This is a genomic window from Paraburkholderia denitrificans (assembly GCF_042655705.1).
GTDB classification, from domain to species: Bacteria; Pseudomonadota; Gammaproteobacteria; order Burkholderiales; family Burkholderiaceae; genus Paraburkholderia; species Paraburkholderia denitrificans.
In genome coordinates, this window is the sequence record NZ_JBHSMP010000016.1 from 171359 (window position 1) to 186211 (window position 14853).

General features: G+C 65.2%; 15 protein-coding genes. 4 read left to right on the forward strand and 11 right to left on the reverse strand.

Going from position 1 to position 14853, the window contains the following annotated elements; all coding sequences use genetic code 11:
* Positions 1-16: 16 nt before the first annotated feature.
* The 3 genes from ACFPTO_RS13725 to ACFPTO_RS13735 form a co-directional block, all read right to left on the reverse strand.
* Positions 17-1030 (reverse strand): response regulator, encoded by a 1014-nt coding sequence (locus tag ACFPTO_RS13725; RefSeq protein WP_377711881.1) that lies wholly within the window; start codon positions 1028-1030, stop codon positions 17-19.
* Positions 1027-2394, reverse strand: a complete 1368-nt coding sequence (locus ACFPTO_RS13730) for a sensor histidine kinase (RefSeq protein ID WP_377711882.1) — start codon at positions 2392-2394, stop codon at positions 1027-1029. The genes ACFPTO_RS13725 and ACFPTO_RS13730 overlap by 4 nt, the downstream gene beginning before the upstream one ends.
* A gap of 247 nt (positions 2395-2641) precedes the next feature.
* Positions 2642-3469, reverse strand: coding sequence for an alpha/beta fold hydrolase (locus ACFPTO_RS13735; RefSeq protein ID WP_377711883.1), 828 nt, complete (start codon positions 3467-3469; stop codon positions 2642-2644).
* Positions 3470-3654: 185 nt separating this feature from the next.
* On the opposite strand from ACFPTO_RS13735, the gene ACFPTO_RS13740 reads away from it, so the two are divergent.
* Complete coding sequence (locus tag ACFPTO_RS13740; protein WP_377711884.1) at positions 3655-4104, forward strand: PaaI family thioesterase; 450 nt, start codon at positions 3655-3657, stop codon at positions 4102-4104.
* A 13-nt stretch (positions 4105-4117) separates the two neighbouring features.
* Here the strand turns inward: ACFPTO_RS13740 and ACFPTO_RS13745 are convergent, their stop codons facing one another.
* Both ACFPTO_RS13745 and ACFPTO_RS13750 read right to left on the reverse strand, forming a co-directional pair.
* The gene (locus ACFPTO_RS13745) at positions 4118-4426 is read right to left on the reverse strand and encodes an EthD family reductase (protein WP_377711885.1); all 309 of its coding nucleotides are present in this window, start codon (positions 4424-4426) and stop codon (positions 4118-4120) included.
* Between the two features lie 107 nt (positions 4427-4533).
* Positions 4534-5445, reverse strand: coding sequence for a ketopantoate reductase family protein (locus ACFPTO_RS13750; RefSeq protein ID WP_377711886.1), 912 nt, complete (start codon positions 5443-5445; stop codon positions 4534-4536).
* Between the two features lie 302 nt (positions 5446-5747).
* Between ACFPTO_RS13750 and ACFPTO_RS13755 the strand changes: the two genes are divergently transcribed.
* Positions 5748-6077 carry a DUF4148 domain-containing protein gene (locus ACFPTO_RS13755; RefSeq protein ID WP_377711887.1) on the forward strand — a complete coding sequence of 110 codons (330 nt, stop codon included), beginning with the start codon at positions 5748-5750 and terminating at the stop codon, positions 6075-6077.
* A 37-nt stretch (positions 6078-6114) separates the two neighbouring features.
* On the opposite strand, the gene ACFPTO_RS13760 is transcribed toward ACFPTO_RS13755, so the two are convergent.
* Complete coding sequence (locus ACFPTO_RS13760) at positions 6115-6399, reverse strand: hypothetical protein (protein ID WP_377711888.1); 285 nt, start codon at positions 6397-6399, stop codon at positions 6115-6117.
* A gap of 334 nt (positions 6400-6733) precedes the next feature.
* Here ACFPTO_RS13760 and ACFPTO_RS13765 point away from each other — a divergent pair, with 334 nt between their 5' ends.
* Together ACFPTO_RS13765 and ACFPTO_RS13770 are read left to right on the forward strand one after the other, a co-directional pair.
* On the forward strand, positions 6734-7435 hold the full coding sequence (locus ACFPTO_RS13765; RefSeq protein ID WP_377711889.1) for a response regulator transcription factor: 702 nt from the start codon (positions 6734-6736) through the stop codon (positions 7433-7435).
* Positions 7436-7452: 17 nt separating this feature from the next.
* Positions 7453-9285, forward strand: coding sequence for a sensor histidine kinase (locus ACFPTO_RS13770; RefSeq protein WP_377711890.1), 1833 nt, complete (start codon positions 7453-7455; stop codon positions 9283-9285).
* A gap of 59 nt (positions 9286-9344) precedes the next feature.
* Here the strand turns inward: ACFPTO_RS13770 and ACFPTO_RS13775 are convergent, their stop codons facing one another.
* Genes ACFPTO_RS13775 through ACFPTO_RS13795 form a run of 5 tightly spaced genes read right to left on the reverse strand, consistent with a single transcriptional unit; the run spans position 9345 to position 14732 of the window.
* On the reverse strand, positions 9345-10784 hold the full coding sequence (locus ACFPTO_RS13775; RefSeq protein ID WP_377711891.1) for an efflux transporter outer membrane subunit: 1440 nt from the start codon (positions 10782-10784) through the stop codon (positions 9345-9347).
* Positions 10781-11872 (reverse strand): efflux RND transporter periplasmic adaptor subunit, encoded by a 1092-nt coding sequence (locus ACFPTO_RS13780; protein ID WP_377711892.1) that lies wholly within the window; start codon positions 11870-11872, stop codon positions 10781-10783. Before ACFPTO_RS13780 ends, ACFPTO_RS13775 begins: the two co-directional genes overlap by 4 nt.
* A gap of 1 nt (position 11873) precedes the next feature.
* Positions 11874-12086 carry a DUF1656 domain-containing protein gene (locus ACFPTO_RS13785; RefSeq protein WP_293042997.1) on the reverse strand — a complete coding sequence of 71 codons (213 nt, stop codon included), beginning with the start codon at positions 12084-12086 and terminating at the stop codon, positions 11874-11876.
* A gap of 37 nt (positions 12087-12123) precedes the next feature.
* Positions 12124-14277 (reverse strand): FUSC family protein, encoded by a 2154-nt coding sequence (locus ACFPTO_RS13790; RefSeq protein WP_377711893.1) that lies wholly within the window; start codon positions 14275-14277, stop codon positions 12124-12126.
* A gap of 8 nt (positions 14278-14285) precedes the next feature.
* Positions 14286-14732 carry a MarR family winged helix-turn-helix transcriptional regulator gene (locus ACFPTO_RS13795; RefSeq protein WP_377711894.1) on the reverse strand — a complete coding sequence of 149 codons (447 nt, stop codon included), beginning with the start codon at positions 14730-14732 and terminating at the stop codon, positions 14286-14288.
* Positions 14733-14853: the final 121 nt, after the last annotated feature.

Sequence of the window (14853 nt, forward strand, 5' to 3'; positions counted from 1 at the left end):
CCGCGCGATGCGCGTCTCACGCCGCCGGGACTTCGCCGTCCAGTTCGCGCAGATACGTTTCGTAGGGGAGGATTGCATCGAGCGCCAGCCCGGCCGGCTGCTTGATGACCGTGTAGATATAGCGGCGCTCGCCCTGAAAAACCGAAGCCGGGTGCATGTAGGGTTGCCACTCTTCGCATTGAGACGGGTAGTGGCCCTCGGTTTGCCAGAAATAGGGCAGCTTGCGGTGGCTGTCGAGCTCCTCGAAGAAGCTCGACGGCGCGCCTTGCTCGACGGCGATCTCACGCACGCCGCGCAGCGTCTCGTCCGTGTGGATCACCAGCAGGTACGCCGTGCCCGCTTCGTCGAACATCAAGAGCCCGTGGGGCTGATACGAAAGATAGTGCTCGACGATGCCGAGGCTTTCAAAGAGGCCGCTGACGTGCGCCGCGAGTGCGCTGTCCTTCAGGAATCCATATTCGGCGACCGAGAGCGCGTCGCGCACGGATGCGCCCGCCCAGTCGAGGTACGCATCCTGCATATCGCGGATCGCGTGGTTCAGTGTTTCGACGGCGTCGACCTCATGCTTGCGGATAAAGCGGTCGATGATGCCTTCGTTGAAACTGCGTACCGCCACGTGTTCATCGGCTTTGCCGGTGAGCATGATTTTCTTCACGGCGGGGTTGGCGATACGGCGGCAGAAATCCAGTCCGTTCGGTTCGGGCATGTCGTAATCGACCACCACGACCGAAACCGAATCGAAGCGGGCGGGTTCGTGCACGAGACTGCGGATCGCATCCACGCGCATGGCGACGACCTGTTGAGCGTCGTTTTCCTCGGTGCGGTCGTGATATGGACTGAAGATGAGTTCGGTGCCCTGTTCGTGCGCGGGGCGCTCATTCAGGAACTTCAGTGCCTGAGTGGATGAACTGAACATCCGGAATGCCAGCCGCGGATCGAGCTGCAGGCTCAGGTTCGACAAAAATGACGCGCTGTCGTCGACAAAGGCGACGGTGGTCGGGTACGCGAACGGCTTGATGGCTTTCATCATGGCGCTGGGAAAGTCAAAACGAACTCGGTGTACTCGCCTCGCACCGAAGAACAGGTAATGGCTCCTCCGATTGCTTGCATGACGTCGTAGCAAAAGGCGAGTCCAATTCCTGCTCCGAGCGAGACATCGTCGGTGGCGGTTGTCGAAGTATAAAAGCGTGTGAAGATATGCGGCAAGATATCTGGCGCAATTCCTGAGCCGGTATCGCTAAAAATCAACCGATTTGCACGTGGCCCTGTTTCGAGGCGAATGGAAATATATGCATCGTCAATACCGCCCATATGGCGGAACGCGTTTTTCAACAAATTAAAAAGAACGTGGACGGTCAGCATTTCCGAGCCGCGAAACGAGAAATCGGGGCGCAGATTGCACTGCACGCGGCGCCGGTCGCCCTCTCTAAACGGATAGCGCGAAAGCGCCGTTTCCACGCAATTCGCGATTGAACACAACGTTGCGTTTTGCATGTTTCCGCCCGTGAAGCGCGCGGTGGCAAGCAGCATGTCGATGATCGCGTTTGAATAAAGCGCTTCCTGTTCGATGCGGCCCACCACGCCCTGGAGCGAGCGCAGATGCGCCGTGCGGATGCGCGGCACGGGCAAGAGATGGCGCTGCGCGAGCAGGTACGTTTCGAGGAGGCCGGGCAGGAAGCGCATGAGGCCTGCGGCGCCCACGCGGATCGCCACGAGCGGCGTGCGCAGTTCGTGCGCCACGCTGCCCGCGGTGGCGAGCATGGCACGCTCCTGTTCGACCTGGATGCGCTCCTGATCGTAGTTCGCCGCCGCGCCGATCGCCACGGCGAACGAAAAGATCGTGAGGTGGGTGAGGTAATTCGCGCCAAAGTTGACGGGGTGGCTGGTCAGGCTATAGGCGAGCATGGCGAGGCCGATGCCGACCACGAACTGCAGCACGAGCATGAGCCAGTCGTGAATCAGCACCATCACGAACGCCGCGATCAGTGCGCTTTCCACCCACACCTGATTGCCGTTGTTCTTGAGCAGCATGAAGGTGAAGAAGAACGGCAGCGCAAAGAGGGTGACGCTGTACCAGTACCAAGGCAGCAGTTTCTTCGCGGCGGCGGGCCACCGGTCAAACGCGATCACGGGCAGGAACAGCGCGGAGCCGAGGAGGCGCAGCGGGAGATTCTCGTACGGCTGCGGGAAGAGGACTTTCCAGACGTAGTAGTAAAGCGGGAAGCCGATTACCGCCACCAGCGCGAACGGCTGCAATCTTCGTTTTGCATACTGCAGGTTGCGCACCGCGGGCGCGAAGGCTTGCCGAATGCGCGGGCGTATCGACGCCGCTGTGCGCCGCATCCACGTGCGCTGCGAAGTTCTCGGTGCATCCATCTGGGTCGATTCGCTCATGGTTGAAACCGGCGCGCGTGCGCCGCCAGATGATGGGCGCTGCGTCACACGCGGGCGCCAGCCAGTGCAGACAATATCACCAATGCATCGTGCTTACCCAGTGTTTACGGCATTTCGCCGCCCTGAGATTAGCCCCGATGTTTGCGCTGATGTTCCGCGCTCGATTCACCGTGCATGAATGGCGGAAACGTCAACCCGTCGCGCGCGTTTCCGGCGTCGCTTCAGGTGACGGTTTCTGTACGCGGTTTCAGGCTGAAATCGCGCGTTGCTGCTGTTCGAGCACGAATTGCGCAATGGCGTCGTCAAGCGCTTCCGGGGCATCGCGCTGCGGCGAGTGGCCGCCTTGCGCGAGCGCGTGTACACGTGCATGCCGCACTGCGTCACCAATGGCATCGATCTGCGCCAACGTGCCGTAGTGGTCGTCGATTGCCTGCACCGCGAGCAGCGGCGCGCGGATCGTGCCGAGCTGAGCGACGATATTCCACGAGCGGAAAGCCGGACTCAGCCAGATATCGCTCCAGCCGAAAAACGCCGAATCGACATCGTCGTGATAGCGCGCAAGCCGGTCGCGAAAGCTTGTCGTTGCGTACGCAAATTTCGTTTCGGCGATACCCTGGATCGAGACGTCCTCGACGAAAACGTGCGGCGCGATCACCACGGCTGCGCCGAGCGCGCGCGGGAAAAACGCGGCGTAAAGCAGCGCGATTGTCCCGCCGTCGCTATGGCCGATCAGCCACATGCGTTCGCGCTGCGCAGCGCTCACGCCGAGCGTATCGAGCAGTGCGGGCAGGACGTCGCGCGCCTGCTGCGACAGATAGTCGACGGGCCACTTCACATCGGGCGGACGCGGCGTCGAGCGCCCATATCCGGGGCGCGACCAGACGAGCCCGCGCATGCCGAGCCGCTCGCAAAGCGCCTGTGGCCAGTCTTTCCACATCGCGATCGAGCCGAGCCCTTCGTGCAGAAAGACGGCGAGCGGCGCGTCGGCGCGTTCGACGCCGATCCAGCGGTATTCGATGGAAAGGGCGCCATGCGTCGCGGTGGCGGGAAGTTCGGCAAATTCGCTCGGATTCATGGCTTCAACGGTGCGGCTTTTACGGCTCGCGCAGACGGAATCGCTGGATTTTACCTTTTGCGGTCTTCGGCTGGCTGACGGTGATTGAACGGCAACGGAACGGCGACTGAACGGCAACGGAACGGCGCGGCGGGCGGGTTGATCCGCTGGTTCGATGCGCACGCATCAAACGTGTTCCGGTTTCAATGAATCTCGTAGCAGAATTGCCGTCCGGCCTGACCGGGCTCGAACAGTTGCAGCACATGATCCAGCATGGCGGGCGCACGCCGATTGGCGACACGCTCGACTTCCATCTCGTCGAAGTCGAAGCCGGGCGTGTCATATTCGAAGGCACGCCGCGGCTGCACGCCTATAACCCCATCGGTACGGTGCATGGCGGCTACGCTGCCACGCTGCTCGACTCCGCATGCGGTTGCGCGGGACATTCGCGGCTCGGCGCGACACAGGGCTACACGACGCTCGAACTGAAAGTGTCGTATCACCGTGCAATGACGGTCGATACCGGGCCGGTGCGCGCGGAAGGCCGCGTGATCACGATTGGCTGCCGCACAGCCTTCACAGAAGCCACGATCACCGACAAGGCCGGCAAGGTCTATGCAACGGCCACGTCCACGTTGCTCGTCTTCGAGCGCTAATGCGCCAACGTTGCTAGACCTCTTTCGTATCGAACAGCAGGAGGTCGGCGCCCGCGTCCGCGAAGTTGCCGACGTCGCGCGCCGCCGCCTGGCCTTCGGGCGAGCCAAGACCGGCACCCAGGGCTTCGAAGCTGTCGAACTCCAGCACCGCTGCGAGGTGGTACGACGAGGGGCCTTGCGGTGTCGTCACCGGGCCCGTGCTGATCTCGTAGCGCGCGAGCCCGGGGATCTGCTTCGCGAGCGGCACATGCTTCGTCATGTAGTAGGCGTCGAATGCGGCGGAATCCGCAGGTGTTTTGTAGAGCACGACGAGTTTGGCCATGGCGATATCTCCTGAATCGATGGACGGGGGCTTCACGCGCGGGAACGCAATTCCCCGCGCTTCATTGCAATTTACTGCAATTCGCCGCGCTTCCCGCGCCGCTGGAATCAAACGGCGTCGTGCGCCTTGTCCTCGATGAGGCGCACGAGTGTGTGGAGCAGCCGGTTTGCGGGCGTGGGCACGCCGAGCGCCGTGCCGCGCCGTACGACGAATCCGTTGAGGTGGTCGATTTCGCTGCGCTTGCCGCGCGCAAGATCCTGCGCGGTGGATGAGTATTGCCCCGGCATGGTTTCCGCAATGCGACGCACGGCAACGTCGATGTCGGGCGGCAATTCGACGTCATCGGCTTGCGCGAGCGCGACACATTCGGCCACCACGTCGCGCATCGAATCGCGCACGCCTTCGCCCTCGACGAGCCGCCCATAAGGCAGCTGCGAAATTGCCGAAAGCGCGTTGTACGCGCAGTTGAGGATCAACTTGGCCCACAGCGCACCGCGCACGTTATCGGAAATCTCGACGGGAATCTGTGCGGCGGCCAGCGTTTGCGCGACGGCCTCGCTGTGTGGCGAAGGCTCGATCACGAGTTCGCCGCGTCCGTGATGGCGCACGTGACCGGGGCCGGCCATTTCGGTGGCGACGTAAACCACCGCTGCCGCCACGTCCTGAGCCAGCACGCCGCGCAGGCGCTCGGCGTTGTCGACGCCATTTTGCAGCGTGAGCACGAGCGCATCGGCGGCGAGATGGGGCTTGATGGAAGCGCCTGCGCTTTCGGTGTCGGTCGACTTCACGCAGAACAGCACGAGTTGCGCGCCGGCAACGGCGGCGGGGTCCGTGCTGCCGGTAAGGTGCGGGGGGCCAACGCGTTCGTCGAACTGCTGGGTCTCGAGGCGCAGGCCTTCGTGTTCGATGACGTCCACGTGCTGCGCACGGCCGATCAGCACGACATCGTGTCCCGCGCGCGCCAGCATGCCGCCGTAATAGCAGCCCACCGCGCCCGCGCCCATGACTGCAACTTTCATACTTGTTTCTCCAATCCGGGGTCGCTCTATTGCATTGATCTACGCTGGCGCGCTCGCAGTGGTGGCTGTGCAGTCATTCGTGCCCGCGCCTTCGTCAGGCGACGTATGGTACATGATGCCGCACCCGCGTTTTAGCGCGCGCCCGCGTGACTGCCGGATTGCAATGGCGCGCGATTCTACGGCCTGAGCTAACAGTGTCCTCGCGGGGCTCGCATTTATCCGGGCGCGTTACCTCCCTAAACTTTGTTCAACGGATGCAGAAAAGCACTGCACCGGTATCTGGATTTTTTGGAGGTATTTGCATGAACTCGCTCATCAAGGCTGTTGCGCTCGCTACCGTGCTTGCAATGCCGGCCGTTTCTTTTGCGCAGGCGCAATCCACCAATGGGCCGGTCACGCGCGCTCAGGTTCGCAACGAACTGGTCCAGCTGGAAAAGGCCGGTTACCGTCCGAGCGCAAAGGATGAGTACTATCCGAGGGACATTCAGGCGGCGGAAGCGCGCGTCAACGCCGAAACCGGCGTACAGGCGAGCGGCTACGGCGCGGCGACGGGCGGCACGTCACAGGCAGGCGCTCCGCATGATGGCGCGGTCATCGGCTTCTCGCCGCGGGATAATTTCGGCGGCCACTAAAGTTCGATGTGTAGCTTTTCGATGTGTGGCAGCGGCGCTAGCGCCGCCGCGCGGCGCGCTCTGCCGCGTGCGTCACGGCTTCGGCGGCTTCGTGGGCGCCGCGCTTGTCGAGGCGGTCGGCGAGTACCTCAAGAAAGATCGCAAGATCGACGGCGCCGTACTGGGCCACGAACCCGTCGACCACTTCGGCGATTGCGGTCGCGTGGCTTTGCGGTGTGAGTGTGCTCGCGATGTATGAGCTTCCGCGTGCCAGTTCCAGTCCGTATTGATCGTCGCACCCGGCCGCGCTCATCGAGCGCCGGTTTTTTTTGGCGTGGTCCATGATGTTGTGGCTGGCGGGCGAACCGATGCGGGTTTAATGCCCGGTGCATCCGTTTGCCGTCCCCGTGGCCAGTAAAGCGTTTGGTCTGCGTGCGGCGCGGCGTCCGCAACGCGCTTTATTCTCGTTTTCCTGCGTGCCAGCGTATTTGATCCGCTGTGCATGCGTGCCGCAATACCTGGAATCAGGTAGGGCCGGCGTCCGTGTGTGGGTGCGCGGGCAACACTCCGGCACGTGCAATTGTGCGAAGCTAACGGTTGTCCGCGCAAGCAGATTCCGCGGCTGGCGTTCCACACCGCGTGTTGCGGCCTTTTTCGCGGTTCTTTTGCCTTCGCCCATGAATCTACCGCTTCCCGAAACGCATGAATCGGTACTGCCCGGTCCGCTTCTGATCGTCGAAGACGACCCGTTGATGCAGCGCCGCCTCGGCACCATCCTCGCGAGCCTCGGCTATCAGGCCGACGCCATGATGTATGCGGGCGGCATACGCGCCGCACAGGCGCTGCTCGCCGAGCAGCCGTTCGCGATGGTGCTGGCCGATATCGGGCTGCCCGACGGCAACGGGATCGACCTCGTCCGCGACCTTTATACGCGTGATCGGGCATTGCCGGTTCTGGTAATCTCGGCGTGGAGTACCGAGCAGATCATCGTCACGGCGCTGGAAGCCGGGGCAACGGGGTATCTGCTCAAGGAACGCGACGATATCGAGATTGCGTTGTCGATCCGCAGCGCATTGCGCGGCGGCGCGCCAATCGATCCGTTTGTCGCGAGGCGGATTCTCGACATGGCCGGAGCGGGGCCGGCCACCAGAATGAAGAGCGGCGCGCAGACAGCGCCGCTCGCGAAGTCGCTGAGTCCACGGGAGATCGAGATTCTTGCGCTGGTCGGAAAAGGGCTGACCAACCGTGAGATATCGGAAGTGCTGACCTTGTCCAGGTTGACGGTCGAATGCCACATCAAGAATATCTACAAGAAGCTGGCGGTCAATTCGCGCACGCAAGCGGTTTTCGAGGCGCGCACGCATGGTTTGTTGCCCTGATCGGGGCGCTCTGTCTTTTGCATCTCGGCGCAGCGGCTGCCGCGCCTTCCTCACCCGTCGATATCTCCACAGGCATACTCGCGTTCACGCGCATCGAAGCCGCGCGCAGCGACTGGCACGCCGCGCAGCCGCCCGCAACGGGCTGGGTCGACGTGACGCTGCCCGACGGCTGGGCGAGGCGCTGGCCCGGCTTCGACGGCGTCGTGTGGTACCGGCTCACCTGGCAGGCCCCGCCGAACGCGCCGCCGCTTGCGGTCTCGCTCGACTATCTGAACATGGCGGGCGCGCTCTTTCTGAATGGCACGCTGCTCGATCGCGACACCTCGCTCGTCGAGCCGCTCACGCGCGCCTGGTACACGCCGCGCTACCGGCTATTGCCCGCGCCGCTCGTGCATGAGGGCGAAAACACGCTGATCGCGCGCGTATCGGGACTCGCGGCGTTTTCGCCGGGACTCGGCAGGGTGACAGTGGGCGATCCGCACGCGCTGGCCGCCGTCTATGCGCGCGAGCGCTTCCTGCGGCGCGATCTGCAGCTATACAGCCTTGCCGTGACTGCGACGCTCGGCTGCTTCTTCTTTACGCTATGGCTGATGCGGCGCGGCGAAGCGGCGTATGGCTGGTTCAGCGTGATGTCGCTCGCGTGGTGGTGGGTGGCGTTCAACGAGGTGACGACCACGCCCTGGCCGTTCGAGAGCAACAACGCCTGGGAGCGCGCGAATTCCATCGCTTTGATCGTCTATAGCGGTGCGTTCGCAATGTTCATCGTGCGCTATAGCGAGCGCCGCTTGCCGCGCCTCGAACGCGCGCTCTGGGCCGTGGTGTCGATTGGCGCGTTGGCGATGCTCGTCGTGCCGCACAGGAGCATTGCAACGACGCGCATTGCGCTCGCGCTCGCTGCGGCGGGTATTTTTTTGCTGACGTGCAGCGCGTTTCTGTGGTTTGTCTGGCGTCGCGGGCGCATGGACCAGCGCATCGTGGCGTTGAGCGCGGTGGCGTTCTTCGCCGGGGGCGCACATGATCTGCTCACTTTCATCGGCGTCCTGAACGACAACATCTACTTTGCCGCAGTGGCCGCGCAGTTGCAGATGGTGTCGATGGCGTTGATGCTGGCGTGGCGGTTCGTCGATTCGCAGCGCCGCGTCGAGCGTTTTAACGACGACCTGAACCGCGGGATCGCGGAGGCCCGCGCGGAACTCTGGCAAACGCTCACGCGCCAGTACGAACTGGAAGTTGCCAATGCACGGCTTTCGGAGCGCGTGCGGCTCGCTCACGAACTGCACGATGGCCTGGGCGGCACGATCGTCGGCGCCATCGCCGAACTCGAACACGCGCCGGAGCCGCCGCCGCCGGGCCGTTCTCTCTCGATTCTCAAGGAGTTGCGCGACGATCTGCGCATCATCGTCGACGCGGCTTCAAGCGAGGAGCGCGGCGAATTTGCGCTGGCCGGCCAGATCTGCTCGCTGCGGCACCGGCTCATGCGACTGTTCGAGCAGCAGGGCGTAGCGTGCCGCTGGACGCTGGAGGGGCTCGACGGCTGCCGTCTGCCAGGCGCGCGCGGGCTCGATCTCATGCGCGTCATTCAGGAAGCGCTGACCAACGTGCTCAAACACAGCCAGGCCTCACAGGCAGAGGTCGCGCTGCGGCGCGAAGGCAATATGTTGCATCTGACGATCACCGATAACGGCATCGGCTTCGACACGCGCGAGATCGCACCGGGCGGTGCGGGCACGCGCAGCATGCGTGCGCGCGCAGCGCGGCTTCGCGGCACGTTGACCGTCGAATCGGCGCCGGGCGGCACGCGCATCGTGCTCGTCATGCCGCTCGACGTGACGGTCGCATTCGCGCGCTGACGTCGTCCGCGTTATCTGCGTCACAGCGCGGCGTCACAGAGCGACATCACAGCGCGGCATCACTGCGCCTGCGTTTTCTCCCAGCCGCCGCCAAGCGACAGGAACAGCTTCACCTGATCGCGTGCCACCTGGCTTTCCGCCGCCGCGACCTGCGCGTGCACGGAAGTCAGCGTGCGCGTTGCGTCGAGGTCGGACAGGAAAGAGTCGCGTCCGGCTGCGTAGAGCCGGTGCGTTTCGTCGGCGGACTCCTGTGCCGACGCATAGGCCGTGCGCAGCGCGTCGGCGCGCTGGTCGTCGGCGGCGTAGGTTGCCAGGCTCGACTGCGTTTCGCGCAGCGCGTTGAGCACGACGCCGTCGAAGTGCGCGAGCGCGCCGCTCGTCTCGGCTTCGGCCTCGCGCACGCGCGCACGTTGCCCGTTGATCGGGAACGACCAGCTGATCAGCGGACCGATCGACCAGCGGTTGGTGGCCGGCGTGAACAGGTCGCCCGCAATGCCGAGCGTTCCCGCGCCCGCGCCGATGCTGATCGACGGATAGAGCGCTGCCGTCGCCACGCCGATGCGCGCCGTCGACGCCGCAAGTTTCCGCTCGGCCTCGCGCACATCGGGCCTGCGCTGCAGCAGCGCTGCGCCGTCGCCCACGGGAATCGGCTGCTTGAGCTGCGGCAGGTGCGTGCAGGCGAGCGCGCCGGGCGGCAGGTCGGCGGGCGCGCGTGCGAGCAGCATCGCAAGCTGATATTGCGCGATGCGGCGGCGCGCCTCGAAGCGGGGAATGTCGGCGGCGAGCGTCTGTGCCTGCGTCAGGCCGCGCGTCACGTCGGGCTGGTTGCCGCGGCCCGCGTCGCGCAGCCGCTTCGTGAGCGCGACGCGTTCGCGCGCGAGCTTCAGCGACTCTTGCGCGATGGCGAGTTCCTCGGCGGCCGAGCACGATTCGACATACGCCTGCACGACGTCCGCGACCACGGTGATACGCGCGAGATCGGCGGCGGCCTGCACGGCCTCGTCGTCGGCGCGCGCCGATTCCACGCCGCGCCGCAGCTTGCCGAACAGATCGATCTCATATGAGACGTTCAACGCGAGATCGCCTTCGTACGCGACCGGGAGCTTGCTCGTGAGCAGGTACTGTTCCGCCGATTCCTGCGCGCGCACGAACGCGGTGCTCGCGCCGCCCGAGAAACCGCCCTGTTCGTTCGCGACCTGCACGGCCGCGCGCGAGCGCGCGAGGTTCGCGGCGGCGACGCGCAGGCTCGTGTTCGACTGCAGCGCCGCTTGCACGAGCTCGTCGAGCGCGGGGTCGTCGTAGAGACGCCACCAGTCGGCGGGCACTTCGCCCGAGGCGACGGGCGCATGCTGCACGCCGTCGATCGGTCCTTGCGCGAGCGGAGCGTTGACGAGCGCGTCTTTCGGCAGCCGGTAATCGGGGCCGACATTCATGCAGGCGCCGAGCGCGAGCGCAAGCGGCGCGAGCGCAAGCGTGCGCCAGAGCGGACGGCGTGTCATTGCGAGGCTCCGGCTGCACTGGTTGCGCTCGCATTCATCCCGCCCGAAGCGCCCGAAGCACCCGAAGCACCCGAAGCACCCGAAGCACCCGAAGCACCCGAAGCACCCGAAGCACCCGAAGCGTTCGTGGCTGCCGCCGCGCCGCCGCCGCCGCCGCTTGTGCCACTTGTGCTGCTTGCACCGCTCGCGCCACCGGCTGCGGCGGCGCTTTGGTTATCGCTCGCGGACGTGCGCACCGCGACGGTTGCGGTACGGCCTGCGATCATGCGGAAATCTTCGGGCACTTCGTCGAGCGCGACGCGCACCGGAATGCGCTGCGCGAGCCGCACCCAGCTGAAGGCGGGATTCACGTTCGGCAGCAGATTCGGGCCCTGCGCGCGGTCGCGGTCCTCGATCCCGGCGACGATGCTCTGCACGTGTCCGCGCAGCACGCGCCGCTCGCCCATCACCGAAATGTCGACCGGCTCGCCGATATGGATGCTGCCCAGCTTCGTTTCCTCGAAGTAGCCGTCCACGCGGAACGAATGCAGATCCACGACCGCGAGCACCGGACGGCCCGACGACACATATTCGCCGACGCGCGGCGCGCGGTCGCTCAGATAGCCGTCGACGGGGCTCACGATCGTCGTGCGCTGCAGGTTCAGGCGCGCGGTGTCGACCTGGACCTGTGCGTCCGCAACGGCTGCTTCGCCCTGGTCGACGCGCATGCGGCTCTCCTCGATCGTTTCGCTCGCAACGAGATTGCCGAGTGTCAGGTTGCGCGCGTACTCGCGCCTGGCCTGCGCGAGTGTCGTACGGCGCTGATCGAGCGTGGCCTGCGCGAGCCGCAGCGCGAGCGCGTAGCGCGCCCGGTCGATCACGAACAGCACCTGGCCTTGCTTGACCTGCTGGTTGTCGGCCACCTCGACTGCCGTGATGAGGCCGCCCACGTCAGGCGCGACCTGGATCACGTCGGCGCGGACGTGGCCGTCGCGCGTCCAGGGCGAGAACATGTAGTAGTTGACGATGCGCCACAGCACGACGGCGGCAATCGCGACGACGACGAGCGTCAGCAGGATCCGGCCTGCGGAGAACAGGGTTTTTTTCACGTTAGTTGGGCATGAAACGATGCGAAACGACAATGACGGCAGCCAGTACGAAGACATAGATGCCGAGATCGAAAATGGAGCGGTGCCAGACGAGCCGGTAAAAGCCGATGCGCGTGAGCACCTTGCCGATCACGATGTTGATGAGGTACGCGATCAGCATGAGCACGAGCACGGCCGGTACGAATACGCCGAAGATATCGATTTCGCCGATCATGGTGCGAGGCTCGAAAGGAGAAGAGTGGAACGGGGGCTCATGCGTGGACCTCTGCGGCGTGCGGCGGATTCGTGCCCTGCTGCGGAAAGAGCGACAGCCGCATGCCCACGAGCGCATGCCGCGCGTCGCTCATCCAGCGCTGCGAGGCGCTCGCGCGGCGGCTCGCGCCGGGCGGAGTTGCGGGCGTATCCGGCGTGCCAGGTGCCTCGGGCGCCTCGGGCGCAACTGAAGCGGCGCCATGCGATGCGATGCGCCCGAGCGCGTCGTCGATGGTGTGAAGCAGCGTCTGCGGCGCGTCCTGGCGCGCGCTCGCTTCGGCGCACTTCGCGTAATGGGCGCTGACGCCCAGCAGCACGCGGTCGATGGCATCGGGAAGATCGCCGCCGAGCCTGCGGCGCGAGCGGCGCAGATCGAGCGCATTGAGCGCGATGCGCAGATCGCGGAAGCTCTCGATCGACGGATGACGATGCTCGTCCGACGCGGCCAGACGCGGAATCAGCTGCATCAGGCGGTCGAGCATGCGCGAGGCGAGATTGCGCTGGTTGTCGAGCGGCGCGGAGGAGGCGGAAAGCGCCACGTCGTGCCAGCTCGAACGCAGCAAGCGCTTCGCGGCGAGTTCGGCGCCGAACGGGCGCGCCACGCGCGTCCAGACGAACGCGAAGAGCAGCCCCGCGACGCCCGCGAGATTGCTGTTCAGGAACACGAGAAAGTCGGCGTCGTACGCGCCCTGAAGGCTGATGAAGGTGGCCGTGTTCACGGCGACGAGCATCGTGACCATGCTGAACTGCGGGCGCGGAATCAGCGTGCCGATCAGGATGAACGGCACCGCGAAGATCACGATCAGCATCGCGAAATCGTGGACGTGCGGCAGCACGACGAACAGATAGAGCCCGGCGAACACGACGCTCGCGCAGGTCGAAAGGAAAAAGCGAAACACCATCGGCGCGGGTTCGTCGAGCGCCGCGAAAAAGCAGCACGCGACCGCCGCGAGCGCGACGGCGGCCGCGCCGTCGTGCCAGCCCGAACTGATCCACAGCGAGCATGCTGCGATGATCGCGGTCACCGGCACGAGGCACGAAATCAGCATCATGCCGCGGTCGAAGAAGCGCTCGGTGCCGCCGAGCCGCCAGTGGCGATAGCGCGGCTGCCACACGGCCGATTCGTGTGCGATGAGCGCGCGCAGCGACCGGCAGTCCTGCCACACGTCGATCACCTGGCCGAGCCGCCAGAGCGCATTCGAAAGCAGCGCGCCGTCCCAGCCCGTGAGCGATTCGCGTTCGGGCTGCAACGCGGCAATGCGTGCGTGCAGGCTGTCGGCCACGGGATCGCCTGCGTCGTCGTGCATGTCGCGCGCGCGCACGGCGAGCGGCGCGGTGATCCATTGCGCGGCGTCGGCCAGCAACGCATCGAGGCCGGCAGGGCGCACGTGCAGGTTGCGCAGCGCGGCCAGCGGGTCGGCGAGCGCGGAGATCATCGGCAGGAAGAGCTGCATGCGCCCGCGCATCGCTTCAGCGCGCGCAAGGATTTCCGGGTGCGTGTGGTCGTAGCTCAACTGGCTCAACAGGAATTCGAGGCCGTTGATCGTGCTCGCAAGCCGCTGCCGGCGCTGCGAAATGTCGGTCCCCACGAGGTGGCCGAGGAGCGCTTCGCGGCCATAGAACGCGGCGTCGCGAAACCACGCGTCGGCGCGCTCGATCAGCGTGGGTGCAAGCCGGCTCGGCAGCACCGTGCTCCCCACCACGCTCGCGCAGACGATGCCGAGCGTGATCTCTTCGGTTCGCGCGAGTGCCACGTCGAATATCGTGCCCGGATTGGTGACCGTGGGCAGCGCGATGAGCGGCATCGTATAGCCCGCGAGCATGAACACGTAGCTGCGCGCGGTGCGGTCGGAGATGGCCAGATAGAGCAGCGTGCCGGTCCACAGCGCGACGATCACGCTGAAGAGGTACGGCATTTCGACGAAGGGCGGCACGAGCAGCACGGCGGCAGCCGCGCCGAGCGCCGTGCCGAGCGCGCGATAGAGCGCCTTCGAGCGCGTTGCGCCGACGAACGGATTCGACACGATGTAGACGCTCGCCATCGCCCAGTACGGCCGCGGCAACTGGAAATAGAGCGCGAGATAGAGCGCGAGCATCGACGCGGCGAACGTCTTCACCGAAAACAGCCAGTCGCGGTAGGTCGGGTAGTTCATGACGCCGTTCAGTCGTGATGCGCGGTGTCGGCCGCATTGAACGCATCGAGCACGCGCAGCGTCGCTTCGAGGTCGGCGCGCGTCACGCCCTTTAGCACGCGCTCGCGCAACGCGCGCAGATCGCGCTCCATCTTCGCGGTGACGGCACGGCCTTCGTCGGTCAGCGAGATCGTTTTGGCGCGGCGGTCGTCGGGGTCTTCGTCGCGGCGCACGAGGCCCGCGGCGCAGAGCTGGTCGAGCAGGCGCACGAGCGACGGCCCTTCGATGCCGACGTATTCGGCGAGCGTGACCTGGCGCACAGCTTCGCCGAGCCGCCCCGCAGTGAGCAGCGGCGCTGCGCACGCTTCCGACACGTTATACGCCGTGAGCGCGCCGTGAATGGTGCGCCGCCACTTGCGCGAGGCAAGAACGAGCGTGCTGCTGACGGAAAGTCTTAAGGTATGAAGATTCGACATCGGCAGGATAAAAGGCCAGAGCGATTCGGTAGCAAACTATCTATTCAGGCTGATCACGCCATCATCGGATGGTATGCGAGTCAGCCAACGTGTGCTTCCTGGGTGAGCGAAGCGTGTGTTT